The 19,782-nt window shown below is 33.2% G+C and carries 16 protein-coding genes; 9 read left to right on the top strand and 7 right to left on the bottom strand.

The features are described from left to right. Positions 1-642: 642 nt before the first annotated feature. The 3 genes from B0A68_RS13850 to B0A68_RS13840 form a co-directional block, all read right to left on the bottom strand. Positions 643-1,158 carry a hypothetical protein gene (locus B0A68_RS13850; protein WP_035680311.1) on the bottom strand — a complete coding sequence of 172 codons (516 nt, stop codon included), beginning with the start codon at positions 1,156-1,158 and terminating at the stop codon, positions 643-645. 117 nt (positions 1,159-1,275) lie between these two features. Further along, complete coding sequence (locus tag B0A68_RS13845) at positions 1,276-2,289, bottom strand: hypothetical protein (protein ID WP_123947513.1); 1,014 nt, start codon at positions 2,287-2,289, stop codon at positions 1,276-1,278. Positions 2,290-2,918: 629 nt separating this feature from the next. Beyond that, positions 2,919-3,122 carry a hypothetical protein gene (locus B0A68_RS13840; RefSeq protein WP_035680317.1) on the bottom strand — a complete coding sequence of 68 codons (204 nt, stop codon included), beginning with the start codon at positions 3,120-3,122 and terminating at the stop codon, positions 2,919-2,921. A gap of 653 nt (positions 3,123-3,775) precedes the next feature. On the opposite strand from B0A68_RS13840, the gene B0A68_RS13830 reads away from it, so the two are divergent. From B0A68_RS13830 to B0A68_RS13800, 7 genes are all read left to right on the top strand, one after another. Then, positions 3,776-5,056 (top strand): chloride channel protein, encoded by a 1,281-nt coding sequence (locus tag B0A68_RS13830; protein ID WP_051892422.1) that lies wholly within the window; start codon positions 3,776-3,778, stop codon positions 5,054-5,056. A 99-nt stretch (positions 5,057-5,155) separates the two neighbouring features. Beyond that, a complete protein-coding gene (locus tag B0A68_RS13825; RefSeq protein WP_035680319.1) occupies positions 5,156-5,755 on the top strand; it encodes an HPP family protein in 600 nt (199 codons plus the stop codon). Between the two features lie 175 nt (positions 5,756-5,930). Further along, entirely contained in the window at positions 5,931-6,470 is a 540-nt protein-coding gene (locus tag B0A68_RS13820) for an IS1096 element passenger TnpR family protein (RefSeq protein ID WP_035680322.1), read from the top strand. 95 nt (positions 6,471-6,565) lie between these two features. Then, positions 6,566-6,925, top strand: coding sequence for a four helix bundle protein (locus tag B0A68_RS13815; RefSeq protein ID WP_035680325.1), 360 nt, complete (start codon positions 6,566-6,568; stop codon positions 6,923-6,925). A gap of 151 nt (positions 6,926-7,076) precedes the next feature. After that, entirely contained in the window at positions 7,077-8,135 is a 1,059-nt protein-coding gene (locus B0A68_RS13810; RefSeq protein WP_035680328.1) for a nucleoid-associated protein, read from the top strand. A gap of 174 nt (positions 8,136-8,309) precedes the next feature. Next, positions 8,310-9,356, top strand: coding sequence for a hypothetical protein (locus B0A68_RS13805; RefSeq protein ID WP_035680332.1), 1,047 nt, complete (start codon positions 8,310-8,312; stop codon positions 9,354-9,356). A 34-nt stretch (positions 9,357-9,390) separates the two neighbouring features. Continuing rightward, positions 9,391-9,627: a hypothetical protein gene (locus tag B0A68_RS13800; protein WP_035680335.1), complete on the top strand. Its 237-nt coding sequence runs from the start codon at positions 9,391-9,393 to the stop codon at positions 9,625-9,627. Positions 9,628-9,729: 102 nt separating this feature from the next. On the opposite strand, the gene B0A68_RS13795 is transcribed toward B0A68_RS13800, so the two are convergent. Further along, a complete protein-coding gene (locus B0A68_RS13795; RefSeq protein WP_035680337.1) occupies positions 9,730-10,311 on the bottom strand; it encodes a TetR/AcrR family transcriptional regulator in 582 nt (193 codons plus the stop codon). A 72-nt stretch (positions 10,312-10,383) separates the two neighbouring features. Then, positions 10,384-11,136 (bottom strand): glucose 1-dehydrogenase, encoded by a 753-nt coding sequence (locus tag B0A68_RS13790; RefSeq protein WP_035680339.1) that lies wholly within the window; start codon positions 11,134-11,136, stop codon positions 10,384-10,386. Between the two features lie 227 nt (positions 11,137-11,363). Between B0A68_RS13790 and B0A68_RS13785 the strand changes: the two genes are divergently transcribed. Beyond that, on the top strand, positions 11,364-13,733 hold the full coding sequence (locus B0A68_RS13785; RefSeq protein ID WP_089069748.1) for a GAF domain-containing protein: 2,370 nt from the start codon (positions 11,364-11,366) through the stop codon (positions 13,731-13,733). A gap of 17 nt (positions 13,734-13,750) precedes the next feature. Here the strand turns inward: B0A68_RS13785 and B0A68_RS13780 are convergent, their stop codons facing one another. Then, positions 13,751-14,929, bottom strand: coding sequence for a Pycsar system effector family protein (locus tag B0A68_RS13780; protein ID WP_089069747.1), 1,179 nt, complete (start codon positions 14,927-14,929; stop codon positions 13,751-13,753). A 27-nt stretch (positions 14,930-14,956) separates the two neighbouring features. Between B0A68_RS13780 and B0A68_RS13775 the strand changes: the two genes are divergently transcribed. Next, positions 14,957-18,688 (top strand): metallophosphoesterase, encoded by a 3,732-nt coding sequence (locus B0A68_RS13775; protein ID WP_089069746.1) that lies wholly within the window; start codon positions 14,957-14,959, stop codon positions 18,686-18,688. Positions 18,689-18,768: 80 nt separating this feature from the next. Here B0A68_RS13775 and B0A68_RS13770 read toward each other — a convergent pair whose 3' ends face one another. Next, entirely contained in the window at positions 18,769-19,626 is an 858-nt protein-coding gene (locus tag B0A68_RS13770) for an SdiA-regulated domain-containing protein (RefSeq protein ID WP_089069745.1), read from the bottom strand. Positions 19,627-19,782 lie beyond the last annotated feature (156 nt).

Raw genomic sequence — 19,782 nt, 5'->3', positions numbered from 1 at the left:
TCTTTTTGTTATGCAGTAGTTTGATTCCCATATTTTGAAACACTATATTTTGAACAATGCATCTAAAATTATCAAATCTTGAGATCAGTAGACTTTGGCTTTATTTTCATTAAAGCAATTAAATTTTATATTTTAACAAGATAAATCTGATTAAATTACACGAAATATAAGGCGTATTTTTTAAAATACAACCGTCCCTGGACGTCCTTGAAACAATACAATAAGGTTAAATATTTTTCAAAAGTTAGATAAGAATTCTACCCCACAACATTGAACTCCTCTATGGAAAGTTTTCGAACTTCATATGCTCTTTTAAAATCTTAAAAATTGCCAGAAAATATAATTAAATTACCTGTGAGCAGAATATTAATAAGTCTTTGCAAACTGCTTAAATGTTTTTTTTTAAGTTAGTAAACCTAAAGTTTTTCAAACCCAAGATTTCGTAGATTGCCAACCATTACTGCTTCTCATATAAAAAAAGCGAATCCGTAAAGAAATACATCTTTGGGGATTCGCGTTTTTGTGGAACTTTTTATTTTTTTAGATATAATAAAGACCTCAGCACCTCAGTCCCTAAGCATCGAGAAACCTCAAAACCTCAGAATCTTAGAACCTCAGCACCTTAGAAACCTTAAAAAAAATCTATTTCCAAAAAGTCCAGTCACTTCCGTTATAGACACAAACCAAATTTTTAACGGTGTCATAACAAATTGTGCCCGCCAATGGTTTTACAATATTAAGGTGCGGTGAAACTACTTTGGGCAAGATTAGTGCCATACTTGATGATTCTAACACCAGCACACCATCTGTGGTGCTACTTTGCGCTCCAATAACAGCTCCCTTAATAGTCGATTCCGGAACTCCGTTTTGAATTGATAAATCTACTGCAGTACCTGACGCTAGAGATAGATCCACCCAGGCTGTGCCGTTATAATACATTACTTTTTTTAAATTGGTATCGTAAATCAGTACCCCTCCAGCAAGTGCCGCTCCTGTTGGCAGCGTGCTTACCCACGGAAGCACAATACCGGATTTTCCTCCTGCATTAAAATCTAAAATTCCTGAACCATCCGCCGGAGCTACTTTTCCGATGCTGGTTTGCGCGTTTGCTGCTAATCCTGCAAAAACTGCACAGATTATAAATACTATTTTTTTCATGATTTTATTTTTTCTTTATTTCAATAGTTATAAGCCCAGGTCAAAAGTTCTATAACCATATTCATTTTCTTACTTATTGACTGTTTATACCGTATTCTTTATATCAAAACCTAAAGTTTACTCTTGGTTAACAATATACGGGCAAGCTTGTTCCAATAATTTCCACTCTGCTCCATTGTATAATTTTAGTGCATTAACTGTTGTATCATACACCAGCATTCCTGTAACGGGGTTTGCAATAGCTGTTTCCGGAGATGCAATTCTGGTTAGTACGAAACCTTTGTTGTTTGACTCCAGTATCAGGCTTCCTGTTCTGTAATCAGCATAGTTGCGCGGTACAGCTACCCTGTCTAGTGTAGATATAATTGTTTTGGAAGGTTCTGATGTTCCTGTTGAAATACCAGGAGCATAACATACTTCCGGAAGCGGCGTAAACCATGAAGAGGCAAAGGTAGGAAGCCCAAGACGCCCCACCCCTGTTAAAAAACTTGGAGCAGTGTAAACTTTTAAGGCATTATATTCTTCCGGATTATCCACAATCCCCATATTTTTGGTTTTGTGGATGACTATATATAACCGTCCATCGGGTCCCATTTGAAGGGCTCCATAAGTGCTAGTTGATAATACTGATTTAGCAGCGGTACTAACATTTGACAATAGGGCCATGAAATCATATACTTTTACACCACTACCGCCACTTATATATAAATATTTACCTGAATTACTAAACTCTACCCCGTACGCGTTTACAGAAACGTTTTTAGGATTCGAAAAAACACCGGTATTAGAATCAAAATCTCCAATAATAAGCCTTGAACTAGAAGGTGCAACCCCAAAAGCAAAATGTTTTCCATCTGGCGAAATTTTCATATAACCGCCGGGATCGCTAAGATTTGGAGTTGTAATGGGTAATGAGCTTTTTACAGGAGTCGTACTTTGTACTCCTGCTGCAGTAACGAGCCAGGCATTCATGATGGTGGTAGTGCCTTTTCCTGGCGCAATAATCCAATAATCGGTTCCATTGGCATGTTTGAAGGCGGTAAGAGACTCTCCGGTGAATCCCCCACTTCCAGTGAGCGAAACATTTTTTTGAGAAGTATCTACATCGCCCAATCCTCCGTTTAGGGTCATATCTATCACTGAGTAGTAGACCGGAGCCTGAGTAGCACCTATTGAGGCTGTGATAAATTTATTCTTCTGACCGGGATAAGGAAGAATGACACCAGATTGCGCGGACGAAGGATGTCCTAACATACCCGAACCATTTGGCATTAGTGCATTATTTTTGTCCCATATCTTCATACCATCTGAATAAAACAACAAATTACCGTTGTGATCTGAGAGTGAGAAACAGCCTTCATCAGTTTGCAGGGCAATACCAGGAATATTTGTGGGTAATCCTGTCAAAGTAGCATTAGGTGTACCGTTAGCACCTGTACAAGCGAAACTTTGTGTCGTATTCCACGTAAGTCCGGCATTATAACCAAATGCCCAGTTGGCTGTTTCTTTTTGTGCCTGCACGGTAGTATTCACAGCCAATATTGCCAGCAACACTACCAGCTTTTTCATTGTTTTTCCAGTGTTTATAACTTGTTTCATTTTATTAAATAATTAGTATTCATTCATTTTATTAAATAATTAGTATTCATTCATTTTATTAAATAATTAGTATTCATTCATTCTACGTTTATTTAATGTACAGGCTGTTTCAACAGTTTGTACATCATAGTTAGATAGGTTCTTACATGAATGCAAAGAACTTATTTCAAAAAACCTGCAATAGCATCTTTTACTGCTTTTTCCAAGAGCTGATAATCTTTTCTAATGCTGTCTGGTTTGGTGCCATTTGCATTTCCTGCAAGACATTTACGGATATAATACTTTGAAACTCCATACTTTACAAACAGGGCATCTAAAATCATTAAATCGTAAGATCTGTAAACCTTTGTTTTACTTTCATCCATAGCCTCAAAATTTAAATTTGTATCGTAAACGAGACAAGTAAGAATTTATCCGCAAAATTAAGTCTATTTTCTAAACAGGCATAGCTCTATAGGTCTTTATAATAATAAAATAAGGTAAGATTAAGAAGTTTTGTTACCAAAGAAACAAAGGGTTAGAAGAAACAAGGAGTGAAGTTTTTTTTTACCGGAAAAGTATCTTTTACCCTAAAACTAACTCGTAGAAGATCGCCTGGATGTAAAAAGTAAATATCCAGAGGAATAAAGTTCTTTTTTGGAAATAATTATTTTGAAACTTGTAAAGAAGAAATTCTGTTTAAAAAAACTTAACTTAAATCAAAAAAAAAGCGGTTTTAACCAAAACTATAAAAGTTTTAGCTAAAACCGCTTTTCACATTCTTTGTGTAGCGCATAAAAATCTTTGCAGATTTTTATAATGCCCTACCTATATTTTCAGGGAAATATATAAGGAATAATTTAAAACAACAGCCCTACCCTTTATCTACAATAGCAGATGCCAAAACTGTGCTAGAAGAATTTCCTTGTTTTAATAATTTTAACAAATTATAAAGACCGCTTTTTATTAAAAAACAGATTTGATTGACTAATTTTGTGAAATCGCAAATAAAATTACGCGATCTACAAATCCACATCTGATGAACAAAACGGCGCAAATCAAAAAAAATCATCAATTCATTAAATTCCGAAAATTAGTTATTGTTTCTATTTTGATTGGCTTTCTTTCTGCCTTTCTCGGAATTTCACTTAAAAAAATTACTGAATATTACGAAGAAATCTTCTTTCATGAAGTTACCGTTCATCCTCTGTTCTACATTATTTTTCCGGTTTTCGGATTGTCTGTGATTTACTTTCTAAGACAATATCTTTTTAAGAAAAAAGAAAACAAAGGTATTAAAGAAGTATTTGAGAGCACACAATCTAAAACAAAAAATCTTCCTTCGTACAAAATTCCTTCCCATTTTATAAACGGTTTAATTACGGTTATTTTTGGCGGTTCAACGGGAATAGAAGTTTCAACCGTTGTCGCTACGGCAACCATTGGCTCGGTGGCGCACGAAAAAGAAAATATTTTCCGTCGATACAAAACAGAATTGATCTGTGCGGGAGTTGCAGCCGGAGTTACGGCACTTTTCAGCAGTCCGATTGCGGGAATTTTATTTGCTTTTGAAGTAATTTCCAGAAAAGTAACCCGAGCTTTTATCATATCCAATATTATTGCCGTTTCAGTCGCTTTTGGTTTACTGACTATTTTAAAAGAAGAGCCTCTGTTTGCTGTTTCCATTACAACCTGGCATCTAAAAGCGATTCCGTATTTTATTTTGTTGGGAATCCTGGCGGGAATGAACTCGGTTTATTTAACCCGTTGTGTTTTATTTTTCAAATCACAATTTGGTAAAATAGATACGCATTATTATAAAATTATTATAGGATCTGTTGTTTTAAGCGTTTCATTGTTCTTTTTTCCGCAATTATACGGTGAAGGTTATCACGCTATAAAAGGAATTTTCGGTAATTCAGCACAAATTCCTTTGACAATCACATTGGCTTTAACTTTTATTGGAATTTTAATTTTAAAACCAATTGTTACTTCAATAACACTTGCTTCTGGTGGTGATGGCGGAGTGTTTGCACCAAGTTTATTTATTGGAGCTTTTTTAGGGTTATTATTGGCTTCAGTCTTAAACAGCTTTTTCCATGTAAATGTAATTCCGGTTAACTTCATGATTATCGGAATGGCGGCTGTTTTAAGTGCAAGTATTCACGCTCCGTTTACAGCCATTTTCTTAGTATGTGGATTAACAAATGATTATACTTTATTCTTCCCAATTCTTGTAGTTTGTCTGATTTCAAAGTATACAGCAAAAATGATTTATCCGTATACAGTTTATAGTTATTCTCCAAGCTTAATTAAATAACCCAAACCTACAAGCTACAGATTCACAAAGCAATAAGAAATAATACTTTACCTCAAAGTGTATTTAAAAACATAACGAGCAAAATAATACCACAATACTATGCCCACTGAAAAAATAAAAAGAAGCTATCGCAAAACACGTTATATTCTTTATAAAGAAACTTTAATCGATTATAAAGAGCATTTCTGGTCGTTTATTGGATCATTTGTCGGAATTGGAATTTTGGCTTACGTACAGGCGATGCATTTTTCCGGAAGCGATGCAGTATATTTAATTGGTTCTTTCGGAGCTTCGAGTGTTTTGGTTTATGGAATTATTCAGAGCCCATTTTCTCAGCCTCGTAATTTGATTGGAGGCCACGTAATTTCAGCAATTGTCGGCGTAACGGTTCATAAACTGGCTCCGGACATTATGTATATTGCGGCTCCACTTGCAGTTTCTATTGCGATTATATTAATGCAAATCACTAAAACACTGCATCCACCAGGAGGAGCTACAGCTTTAATTGCCGTCATCGGAACTGAAAAAGTGAAATCGTTAGGTTATATGTATGTCATTTCTCCGGTTTTAACTGGTGTTTTGATTTTGTTTCTTACCGCTTTGATTTTTAATAATATGACATCAAGCAGAAGTTATCCAAGTCATAGTACCTACCATAAGCATTATCATAAAATTAGAAAGAGATTGACTGGGAAGTAATTATTTCTTTTTTATCCAATTGTGCCCCTGATTGATCCCGAAGATTCGCGACGCTCAGCCTGACAATGATATCTACTAATCAAAAAATCGAAAAATCTTTTCAACAAATCGTAATTCATAATTCGTATTTCGTTTTTTATATTTTACCTTTGACCTCTCAATAAAAACAAAGATTATGGTTTATAAATTTAGAGTAATTCTAGACGCCGAAGAAGATATTTTTAGAGACATTGCTATTCTTGAGGAAGATACACTTGAGGATTTACACAATGCAATCTTCAACGCTTTTGGTTTTGACGGATCAGAAGTTGCTTCTTTCTATACTTGTGATGAAACCTGGAATCAGGAAGATGAAATTCCTCTTTTTGATACAGGAGATGTTCCTGGCGAAATCAGAACCATGAACGATTATCCGTTATCTAGTATTTTAGATAAAGAAAACACTAAGATTATTTACGTTTACGATTTCATAAGCATGTGGACTTTCTTAGTCGAATTGGCTGCAATTGAAGAAGAATCTGTTGGTGCAATTTACCCAGAAACTTTATTCTCTCACGGTGAAATGCCGGACGAAGCTATCGAAAAAAACTTTGAAGCTGACATGCACGACGATATCTACGGTGAATTTGAAGACGACTTAGACGAAGATGATCTTGACATGTTCGAAGGCGATGACAGCTTTGAAGATTATGGATTTGAAGAGAATTGGAATTAATTAAAGGTTCTGAGGTTCTGAGACGCTAAGGTTCTGAGATTTTATTTTGAAAGTTTTTTCTTATTTTTAATTTTTCAAATCAAAAATATTTAAACATGAGTAATTTTAGAAGCTTGCTTATCTGGCAGAAATCGATGGCCTTGACAACCAAAATTTATTTTTCAACAAACAATTTCCCAAAAGAAGAAATTTTCGGATTAACTTCACAAATTAGACGCAGTGCAATTTCTATTCCCAGCAATATTGCAGAAGGATTTGGAAGAGAAAGTGATAAAGATTTTTTACGCTTTTTAAACATTTCATTAGGTTCATTATTCGAAATGCAAACTCAATTAGAAATTGCTAACAATATAACCTATATTCACGAACAAGAATTTAATAATTTATATGAGGATAGTCGCGAAGTAGAAAGAATGTTGGTTTCGTTTATTAAGAAATTAAAAGCCAGAAACTAAAAACTCAGACCCTTAGCATCTAAAAACTCAGCACCTTTAAAATGAGGACAGCCGCGAAGTAGAAAGAATGTTAGTTTCTTTTATAAAAAAAATAAAAGTTAGAAACTAAACCTTAGCACCTTAGCATCTCAGAACCTCAGCACCTTAAAAAATGATCAACCTATTCAACACCCACATCGAGACGCTTGCGATACACCGCGTAGGAAACAAAAGCAGAAACGAAGCAATTTTTTTATCGGAACAGCCTTTTAACTTAAATGACGAAATTGTTCCTTTGATAAAAGAGTACTTTTTTAAGCCTTTTAGAGAGAAAGAAGAAAACTATTATCAGTTTGCGCACGAAGTCGATTTGGATTATAACGACATGTTTAAATATGCAACTGAAATTTTTGCAAATCCTTCTAATGTTCAGGAGGTTTCTAAAAAAATTACAACGCATTTATTTGAGCAGTCCAATCATCCGCACATTAAAAACGGAGAGGTTTATGTAACGTATTTGACTAATTTGAGTATTGACAATAATATAGTTGATGCAATCGGAATTTTTAAAAGCGAATTACAAGCTGACTTTTTACAGTTTGAAGAAAAAAACAGCAACCTGGAAATGATCTTACAGCAGGGAATCAACCTGAGCAAATTAGATAAAGGATGTTTGATCTTTAATTATAAAAAAGAAGAAGGATACAAAATCTTAACTGTAGACAGTAACCGTTATGACGCGCGTTATTGGTTAGAGCACTTTTTGTCTGTTGATGCTTTTGAAGATGAAAACTTTATTACAAAGAAATATTTGAAATTCTGTCAGAACTTTGCCAAAGATGTGGTTTTACCGGCAGAAGACAAAAAAGAAGAAGTAATGTTTATGAACCGATCTGTGAATTATTTCGCTAAAAATGATCAGTTTGAAGAACAAAATTTCCTGAATGAAGTATTAGACAATCCAGACTTAATTCCAGAATTTAAAAACTATAAAGTTGACAAAGGAGAAAAATACAGCATTGAAGATGTAACCTCATTCCCTATTGCCAACGCAGCAGTTTCTGACGCTCGTAAATCGATTAAAAATGTTATTAATCTGGATACTCATATTCAGATTAAAATGGACTTTATCAATCCTGAAAGCGCTGAGAAGTTTGTTGAAAAAGGCTGGGACGAAGAGAAACAAATGTATTACTACTTAGTATATTTTAATAAAGAAGAAAAAAGCTAATTAAAGCTTAATCAATTCACTACTTACTTATTATATTCCGTGAATATAAAAATTACAAAGATTTATTTCGAATAAGAATCTTTACAATAATTTTTATATTCGCGGAATATTTTTTTATGTTTATTTTAAAATTACAGCAAACCCAAAAGCCTATCTAACAAAAATACCCCAGACATGAAAATATTTTTTGGTCATAAAGATTTCAAAATAAAAGAATTCGCACCTCACGAATTAGGATTTGCACCAGATCCAGGCATAAATTTTAATATAGAAGTGCGACAGAAATATTTTCATATCTATTGGATTCCGTTTTTCGGAACCGGAAAAGTATGGGCTATGAGAAGAAATGGTGAATTATACGAACTCCCTTTAGAATATCATTATCAAATCAGAGCAAAAAAAATTAAAGTTCGCAGTCCATGGTATACGTACACGTGGCCGATATTAATTGCTCTTGGTTTTTTAATCTATACTTCAGTAGAAGGAGTAAAGCATAGAAATCGCGAAGAAAATGATCGTGTTTATTTCTCAAAAAGTGTAGCAGGTTTTGACAGCAAAATCGAAAATCCCAAAACAAACGAATTCTTTATTCTGGAAAACGTCAAAGACAACAACCCTGAATCCAAAATATATTTGAAGGTTGAAAAAGTATATGCAGACAAAATTTTATTTACAATTGTTCCTCGCTCTGTTCTTAAATCTGCCGGACTAAATTTAGAAGATTATTATACTCAAAACGAAAAACAGCTGGATAAAATCACGCTTTCAAAATCAGAATTGAAAAATGCTTACGCAAGAGATTTTGATGTATCACAAAGTAACACCTTTCAAGGAAAAGATCTTTTAAAATCAGGAAAGCTGTATCGTGTCGCCACGATTAAAGAAAAATTTCGAATAATGCTTAGTTCATCAGTTCTTTTTAGGGATTACAAAAAAATTCAAATCTCAATAACAAGTACTGGAAAGGAATTTACAATCTTATCTATAAAAAATATTGAAAACACAATTCCGTGGGATATAAAATTTCCATTAAAAATAGAAGCCGGCACTAAATCTGAACCTGTAAATTTTGTTTTAAATAGTAAAGAGCAAGAAAATTTCAGCTTTTATAATCATGATAATTATAAAGCAGATCTTAAGATTCTGGATTCTTCTCATATGGAACATACTTATCGTCTGGACGGAAACAGCAGTTATGTTTCAATCGTCAAAATTAATTAAGATATAAATCAATATTTTACTACTACATAAAATAATGGCAGATTTAGACAAAACAGAGCTTACATTAGAGCAACGCGCTTTTCAGGCTGCGAAAACATTACTTCAAAAATATCAGAATCCACATGATCTTAAACTTGAAGAAAATTCAAATTTAGAAGATTCTTATACTATTCTCATTACTCTTTTATATACTGAAAAGTTGGACGAAGAAGAGCAATTGGCGATTGTAAGTATAATTGATGAAATGAAATTACTTGACGGAAACAGATAATTTTTTAAATACCCTTAAAAAAAATGAGTACTTTCTGGAAAGAAAAAAACCTCGACTACTAAGTGTAATTGAGGTTTTTTGATTTTGACTATTTTGCAGTTATTAAAATAACGAAAACATTGCTTTTAGAATATCATCATAAACTTTTTTATCCTTTTCTCCGCCACGAGCCAAAACCCGAATTCCAGAATAATTATTAAAGATAAAACGAGCAAGGGATCTGGCTTCTTGTTTGTCTGAAATCTGTCCTGACTCCTGCCCTTTTTTTATTGCTTTATAAAAAACCTCTTCCATCACTTTCTGGTTATCGCGAACGATGTATGCTATTTCAGCATCGTGCATAGCAAGTTCTACAGCAGAATTTACCATAAAACATCCTTTAGTGATTCGGTCTTCGAGACTTTCTAAAACGGCTTGTTTAAAAATCTCTGTCAGCGTTACTTTTACATCATTTGATTCTTCGAGCAGCTTTTTTACATTATCCTGACCTTGATTTTGGTATTTTTTTAAAGCTTTAGAAAAAAGCTTTTGCTTATCGCCAAATGTATCGTACAGGCTGGATCGGCTTAAACCCAAATGCGTTACTAAATCCTGTGCAGATGTGCCGTTGTATCCTTTATGCCAAAAGATTTCTATAGCTTTATCTAAAGCTTTATCTTCATTAAATTCTTTTGTTCTAGCCATGACTTCAAAATTAAATTCATTTACAAAGATAATGAAAATACGGAACAATCGTTCCTGAATTATTCAAAAAAATTATAATACTGCATTTACAGTAAGTCCGCCGTCTACAACAATCTCAGTTCCTGTAATAAATGACGCATCATCTGAAGCAAGGAAACTTACAGTTTTTGCAACTTCTGAAGCTCGTCCAAAACGTTTTAATAAAATCTTTTGACCTAATGCTGCACCTAAACCTTCAACTTCTTCTTTTTCTAAACCAACTTTTCCATAAAGAGGAGTTTCTATTGGACCAGGAGAAACTGCATTTACTCTAATTTTTCTTGATGCCAATTCTACTGCAAATACTCTGTTTAGTGATAAAACTGCTGCTTTGCTTGCTGCATAAACACTAGAATTTGGCATTCCTAATTGCGCATTTACAGAAGTATTAAAAATAATAGAACCTCCATCGTTTAAAATTGGCAGCATTTTTTGAACTGTAAAATAAACACCTTTTACATTTACACTCATAATGCTGTCATAATGATCTTCTGAAGCTGCATCTAATGGAGCAAAAGCAGCAATTCCTGCATTCAAAAATAGAATATCTACTTTACCATACTGAGATTTTACCTGATCAACTAAATTGTCTATTGCTTTTAAATCAGATTGATCTGCAACAATTCCGGTAACATTTAATTCTGTTTCAGCTTTTGTCAAAGCTTCTTTGTTTCTTCCTGTTACAATTACTTTTGCTCCTTTTGATACTAAGTCAGCAGCAGCTGCGTATCCAATTCCACTGTTACCACCTGTTACTACTGCAACTTTGTTTTCTAAACTTTTCATTTTTATTTGTTTTAGATTATTGATTATTCAATTATTATGGTACAAAGATACAATAACGGAACGATCGTTCCGTTATTATGAATGTTAATTTTTAGTTAAAAATAAAACAGCCTTTTGAAACTCCCTTATTTAAAAGGGAATTAACTATTTAGCTATAGAGTAAAGAAATAGTTATATGTCGGACATTCTTAATTTATGCTTAATTTTGTACTCTAAAAAATATCACGATGGATCGTCATGTACCAAACGAAAGTCCTTTCGAAACGATAATCTCATTTCACAAACTAATTGAGTCTTTTGAACAAATTGCTTTATCAGATGTTGATTACCGATCTAACTACGCAAAAGCTATTCTAAAAGAAGTAGAAAAGTTTCCGGAATTCAGAACTGGAATCAGGGATTTAGCTACTATAAAGAAAAATGAAGTTTTAATTAAAAATATTGCGGCAGATTTATTCCCTACAGCTTTGACGCACAATGAAATAAAAGCGATTACAATTCCTTTTCAGAATATATCATTTAATTATACGGAGCGTTTCAAGAAAATTTTAAAAAATGCCGGCGACGAGTTTTATATGGAAATTCGTGATTTTGATGATCACCAATTCTATATAAATAACTGCTGTCTAATTTTGAGCAGTTATTATCATTACAATATCGATTTTAATAAGCCTTTCTTTTATGATATTCCAGATGAAGAAGGTGTAGAAAAACATTACCGCATTATGTACAATGCAGATTTTATGGAAATTACTCCAACTGACAAATCTGTCCCGCTTACACAAAATGATATTGACGAATTAATTGACAATTATAATGATATAGCTCTTTGGAAATCTAAATTTCCTCCTGGAAGCTGGCTTTTAAAAGGTTTTGGAATAGTTTCTTTATTTGATGCTACGACAGAAAGTGCGATTTCTATTTTAAAAAGTAATCTCTTAAAACCTAGTACTACAAAACTGGATTCTAACGATATTCTGGTAAATATCTTTAAATCCATTTTTAAGATTTCGAGTCTAAAGGTTGGTTTTATTATTTATAACCCTGAAGAAGAAAAATTTATCAGACCCGTTAAATTTGATGAACAGATTACGAGCTTTTTGCTTCATGCTGACCAGGAAGTAGATTGTAAGAATGCTTTTTTTGGCTGTTCGTTTGAAAATCTGTTACACAAAAAAGAGCCGTTTGTTATTTCGAATGTTGAAAAATTTGTAGAGCAATCTCCAAATAAAAAGCTTGGCGAACATTTATTAAGACAAGGAATTCACAGCTGCGTTTTTGCTCCGGTTACCAAAGAAGGTAATTTATTAGGCGTAATCGAATTGGTTTCTGAAAATGCCAGAGATCTAAACAGTGTGAATGCAACAAAACTGGAATTGGTTTTACCGTATTTGACCGATACGATTGATCGTTATAATACCGACATGCAGCATCAGGTTGAGGCGATTATTCAGCGTGAATACACCACAATCCATCCTAGTGTTTATTGGAAATTTAAAAAAGAATCTCAAAACTATTTTCAAAATAATAATCCAACAAAAGATTATATTTTTAAGGAGATTGTTTTTAAAAATGTATTCCCTTTATACGGACAAATCGATATTAAAGGTTCGTCTGAACATAGAAACGAAACGGTAAAAAAGGATTTAAAAAATCAGTTGAACACCATTTTAGAAATTTTCGAGAATCAGAAGCCAAACAGTAATTTGATGCTTTTGGAACAGCGTAAATTCGAATTAGAATCGCTTCGTGATGATCTGGATCAGCCTTTAAAAGCAGATACTGAACAACATATTCAGCGTTATATTGAGGAAGAAATTCATCCGATTCTAAAAAATACTAAAGAAACGGCAAAAAATAAAAAACTCGAAGAATTGTATTTTGAAAGTCTGGACGAAAAGACAGGAATGTTTTATCAGGAAAGAAAGAAATTTGATAATGCAATGTCTATTGTCAATAAAAAACTGGCTTCGGTTCTGGATAAAAAACAGTTGGAAGCGCAGCAGATTTATCCGCACTATTATGAGCGTTTCAAAACAGACGGCGTCGAACATAATTTATATATTGGAGCATCTATTTCCCCAACAAAGCCTTTTGACATTATGTATCTGCACAATCTGCGTTTATGGCAGCTGCAGACTTTATGCGAAATGGAACTGGAACATCATCAGCTTAAGGAATCTCTGCCTTATGAACTGGATGTCACTTCTTTAATTTTAGTGTTTAGTTCTGCACTTTCTATTCGTTTTAGAATGGATGAAAAACGTTTTGATGTTGACGGAACTTATAACGCACGTTATGAAGTAGTTAAAAAACGTATTGATAAAGCACACATTAAAGGAAGCAGAGAAAGAATTACTGAAAAAGAAAAAATCACGATTGTCTATTCTCAAAACAGCGAAGAAAGTGAGTATTTAAAATACATTAAATACCTGCAGCACAAAAAAATTCTTGAACCTGCAATTGAGCAATTTGAGGTAGAAGATCTTCAGGGAGTTTCTGGGTTGAGAGCCATCCGCGTCAAAGTAATTAACAATGTCGCAAATGAAAGTGCTAAAAAAATAACTTATCAGGATTTATTAGACGAGCTCAACTAAATAGTTGAGCTTCGTTTTTATATACTTTTGAAAGCAATTACAAATGAGATTACGGTTATTATCAGACCGAACATAAAAAAGTTGTAGGCTATTCGCAGTAAATTATATTTACGCTGTAAAACTAAACCGAGATAATATAAATCTTTAATCATAGTAGAATAAAGATAATCGCGGTCTTTCATCATTTCGTTCATTGCCCAGTCATAATCTTCGAGAGGCATTTTGTAGAAATTTCCAAAAAACATCAGATTTACTTTTTTTGCTTCGACGTCTTCACGTGTAAAGAAGCCCGAAGTTACTTTTGGTCTTGTAGAAAGTATTGCAAAAATAATAGTAATTACACTAGACATCAGCATTATAAAAGTAGGAATAACTAAATGAGCATTTTTCGGACTGTCTAATTTTGGTATAATAGACGAAAGTGCAATCGAAATAATAATTGCATTTACAGATAATAAAATATTGGCTTTACTGTCTGCAATACCACTCAAACGTGTGTGATTTCCTAACGTAACACGAAATAAAGTATCAATGCCACGGTCTGGTTTATCTACTTTTTCTTTCTTTTTATTTTCGTCTTCAATCGCAGCTGCTGCTTTTAATTCCTGTTTGTTTATTTTTTTCTGAATCAGCAGTAAGTTTTTCTCTTTTAATGGCTGCCATTTTTTTAGAGCATAGTCAGTGTAGAATCGATGTTTATTCAATAGAAAATTCAAATTTTCTTTCGTCCATTCGGCATTACTAAAGCTTATTATTCCGGTGTTTTTAAGTTCCAAACGTAATAATTCGCAGGTTGTAACGTATTCAGTTCCCATTAAATGGGCATAATCGGCATCTTTAATTATCTTTTCTAAATGAGTTTTGGGTTGATATTCTTTGGCTGTAGCCATAATTAAACTGGATACAGTGGATATAAAATCTTCAGATCTGCCTCTTTCACGCAAAAAATCAGCGGCAATTTTTGTACTGGATTCTTCGTGATTTTCATATCCTTCAGTGTATCCGGTATCATGAAACCACGCCGCTACTACAAGCTTCTCCTTATCATCGCCACTAACATCTTCTTTTTTACACAGTTCTTTTACGGCAGTAACTACCGTTAAAGTATGGTTAAAATTATGATAAGAATATAGATTAGAAAGTTTATCTTTGAGTAAAATACTGACGAAATCTTCGGATTGTTCTATTAAATTCATGGAGAATATTTTTTATACCACTAAATTATGAAATTGTTTTTGGATAATCATTTTATTGCTAAGATTAAAAACTATTCATTAGCAATTACTACTATAGCATTGATAAATTCCTGCGCCACACATAAGCCGCAATATGGAAAAAAGGTCAGTGCAAACGAAACAGAAAACGCAACCGATTCTATAAAAATTGCACACACTTTTTATCTTATCGGCGATGCGGGAAATGCTGATCAGGAACAGGCTCAGCAAACACTGGAATTATTACATAAAAAACTAAAGAAAGCGAATAAAAATTCTACTTTACTTTTTTTAGGTGATAATATTTATCCAAAAGGTTTTCCAAGCGATAAAAACTCAGCAGAAATAAAATCAGCAGAAACAAAACTGAAAAATCAATTAGATCTGGCAGATGGTTTTAGAGGAAAAACCAGAGTTATTCCGGGAAACCATGATTGGTACAGCGGTATAAAAGGTTTGGAGAATCAAGCTGAATTTGTAACTCAATATCTAAACGATAAAAAAGCATTTCTGCCAAGAAAATCCTGCCCTATTGAAGATATAAAAATTGACAGTACTACATCATTAATAACTATTGACAGTGAATGGTTTCTGGAAGATTGGGACGATCATCCAACCATAAATGATAACTGCGATATTAAAACGAGAGAAGATTTTTTTAAGGAACTGGAAAACCTATTAAATAAAAATCAGGAAAAAACAGTCGTTCTTGCTATTCACCATCCTTTATTAAGCAACGGAACGCACGGAGGCCAATTTTCTATTGAAAAACAATTGTTTCCGTTAGAGAAGAAAATCCCCCTGCCGATCATTGGTTCGTTTATTAATTTACTTCGAAAAACGTCTGGAGTAAGTCCACAAGACATTCAGAATAAACAATATACTATTTATGCAAAAAGGATTAAAACGCTTCTGCAAAAACAAAAAAATGTAATTGTGGTTTCTGGACATGATCATAATTTGCAATATATCAGTAAAGAAAATATTCAGCAGATTATTAGCGGCGCCGGATCAAAATCTGAAGCCGCAAGAGCTATCAATCCCTATGATTTTTCGTATGGAGGAAATGGTTATGCAACTTTAACTTTATTTAAAAGCGGCGATGCAAAGGTTTCATTTTTTGGAAATGTAAATAATAAAGAGAAACTTCTTTTTGAACGTGAGATTATAAAAGCCAAAGAAATAAACTGGGCTGCAGATACTCCAAATAAATTCCCTTCAAAGATTACAACTTCTATCTATTCAAAAGAAATGACAGATAAAAGTTTGTTTCATAAATTCTTATTCGGCAAACACTACCGAAAATATTACAGCATGCCAATTGATGTAAAAACAGCTACTCTGGACACTTTAAAGGGCGGTCTGAAACCTATTCGCGAAGGCGGCGGGCATCAATCTGTATCTTTAAGAGTATCAGATCCTAAAGGGAGAGAATATGTGATGCGCGCAATGAAAAAAAGTGCAACTGTATTTTTGCAGTCTGTGGCTTTTAAGGATCAATATATTGTGAATGATTTTGAAGATACTTATACAGAAAATTTTCTACTGGATTTCTATACCACTTCTCACCCGTATGCGCCTTTTGTAATTGGCAGTATGTCTGATAAAATTGGGGTTGCGCATACAAATCCGCTTTTATATTATATTCCAAAACAAAAAGGTTTAGGAGAATTTAATGCCAATTTTGGAGATCAATTGTATATGGTTGAAGAAAGACCTGCTGATAATCATCTTGATGGAAAAAACTTTGGAAATCCGAGTAATATAATCGGAACTGATGATATGATGGCTAACCTTCATAAAGATGAAAAATATAGTGTTGACGAAAAAGAATATATAAAAGCGCGTTTGTTTGACATGCTTATAGGCGACTGGGACAGACATAGTGACCAATGGCGCTGGGCAGAACATAAAAAAGACGGCAAAGTGATCTACAAACCAATTCCGAGAGACCGGGATCAGGCATTTGCAAAGTATGACGGGACGCTGCTTTCTATTTTAATGAATATTCCGGCTTTACGTCATATGCGAACTTTTAAAAATAAAATTGACAATGTAAAATGGCTGAGCAGAGAACCTTATCCAATGGATTTGGCTTTTTTGAAAACTGCAGAAGAAAAAGACTGGATTGAACAAGCAAAATTTATTCAGGAAAATTTGTCTGACAGTGATATTGATGATGCTTTTAAAAACATGCCAAAAGAAGTTCAGGATGAAACAGTCGATGAAATTAAACGCAAATTAAAAAACAGAAAAAGAGATTTACAGAAATATGCGCTAAGATATTCTGATATTTTAAGTAAAACTGTTATGATGGCCGGAACTGATAAAAAGGATAAATTTATTATCACCCACAACGGCAGAAAAAGTATTGAAATTCAGGTTTTCAGAGTAAAAAAAGAAGGAGATGAATTGCAGTACACAAAAACGGTGACAGATGCCAAAACCAAAAACTTATGGATTTATGGTTTGGATGATAATGATATTTTTGAGGTAAAAGGAAATGAGAAATCAAAAATTAAAATTCGTTTAATTGGCGGTCAGAACAATGATACTTATGCTGTTGAAAACGGAAGAAAGGTTATTGTCTACGATTTCAAATCAAAAGAAAACACTTACAATTTAGATAATAAAACACAAACGCAGTTGACAGACGATTACGATGTTAACTTATACAATTATCAAAAACCAAAATACAATGTTATTTCTGGTCTTCCGAACATCGGATTTAATCCTGATGATGGTGTAAAAGTGGGTATTAATTTAAATTATACGGTTAATAACTTCAAGCAGAATCCGTATACACAAAGACACGTTATTAATGCTTTTTATTATTTTGCAACAGGTGGTTTAGAGTTTAATTATGCAGCACATTTTCCTGGATTATTAGGAAAATGGGTAATTGATGTCGAATCTTTATATACTACTCCGAATTTTGCCATGAATTATTTTGGATATGGAAATGAGTCTAAATATGATGACGATTTGGGAATGGATTACAATCGTGTCCGCATTAGGAAATTTAACGCTTCGACTGCTATTAGACATGTAGGAAGATATGGAAGCGAATTTAGCATCCAGCCCATTTTTCAGAGAATGACGGTTGAAGAAACTGAAAATAGATTTATTGACACACCAAATATTATAAATCCTGATGTATTTAACAGTCAGAATTACGGAAGTTTAAAGATGAAATATCAATTTAAAAACTCTGATTTTGCTGCTAAACCAACTTTAGGAATGTATTTTATGATTGCAGGAACGTGGACTGCAAATTTGAACGAGACGAAGAAAAACTTCCCAACGCTTGAAAGTATTTTAGGTTTTACTCATAAAATTGATCATAATGGTAAATTGGTTTTGGCTACTTACCTAAAAGGAAAAGCCATCCTGAATAATAATTATGAATTTTATCAGGGAGCGGCTTTGGGCGGCGATACTGATCTTAGAGGCTTTAGAAATGAGCGCTTTTTGGGTAGTTCTTATTTTTCTCAAAGCTCTGACCTTCGTTTGAGTTTAGGAAAAATTCGACGCACAGTGGCACCGATGACGTACGGAATTTTAGGTGGTTTTGACTATGGAAGAATTTGGCTTGACGGAGAAAACTCAAAAAAATGGCACCAGGATTATGGCGCCGGACTTTGGCTTAATGCTATAAATGTAATTACAGCAAGAATTTCATATTTTAAATCTCCTGAAGAAATAGGAAGAGTTATTTTTGGAGCGGCTTACAGCTTTTAAAAGATGCTAAGTTATTAAGGTTCTCAGGTTCTAAGTTTTTTTCTTAGTGCCTCAGAACCTTAGCATCTTAGAATCTAAATTTATAGTTTAAACTCGTAAACCTTACCTCCTATTTTGTTTGTTTTTTCATCGGCAATTAAGAGCGTATTATTGTCTTTAAAAACGATGGCTTCTTTTTGAGAATAATGATCTAGTTTTATTTCTGTCTGTGTGCCTTTATGAAATAAATCGCCTTTGAAATCCTTAAACAAAACAATTTTGTCATGACTTAATAAAACAACTTTTTTTCCGTCAGGGCTAATTGTTGCACTGGTCAATACGCAGTGATTGTAATTATTACAGGTTTTAAACTCTCCTATTTTAACTGCTTTTTGAGTTCCCGAAGCATTTTTAATCTTATAAATAAAAGCAGTTCCATCAAAACCTTTGCTTCTGTTTTTGGTGAAAAGATAAAAATAACCGTTCATCTCAAAAAAACCTTCAACATCATAAAACATTTCTTTTTTCTTTGGAGGAAATTCGGTCTGTTCCGGATAAGAAAATGAAATTTTATATTCTGCAACAGCATTATCTTTATTCAATTCCTTCTTAGAAATTTTATAAATACATAAATCTCTGCGTTCGTTATCATTATTTCCAAAATCTCCTATGTAGATATTGCCTTTTTTATCTTTTGTAATATCTTCCCAATCTATATTTGAAGCATTAGTAATTGTAATGGTTCTGGCTAGTTTTCCTTTATTATCGATTGCATAAATGGCATTTTTATTTCCGCTGTCTTCCAAGGTATAAATGGAATTTGTTTCAGGAAAATAAGTAATACCAGAAACTTCTTTCAGCTTTTTAGGCAGGGAATAAAGCGTTTTTAAATCAGTATTAGATTGTTGCTGACAAGCCAATAAAACAATAGAAATTACAAGAAGAAAAAACTTTTTCATATGATTGTATTTTAAATAGGTAATTTTTTTTAAACCATATAAGTGATATAAGTTCAGATAAACTGCAACTTAAATTTACTTATATCGCTTATATGGTTCAAAAATCCTCAGATTAAATTCGTTTTTTTAAAGTTAAGCGTAATAAATTCAAACGCC

The organism is Flavobacterium reichenbachii (genome assembly GCF_002217435.1).
Lineage (GTDB): Bacteria > Bacteroidota > Bacteroidia > Flavobacteriales > Flavobacteriaceae > Flavobacterium > Flavobacterium reichenbachii.
Note: the sequence above shows the minus strand (reverse complement) of the source record. Positions and strands in the feature narration are given on the sequence as shown.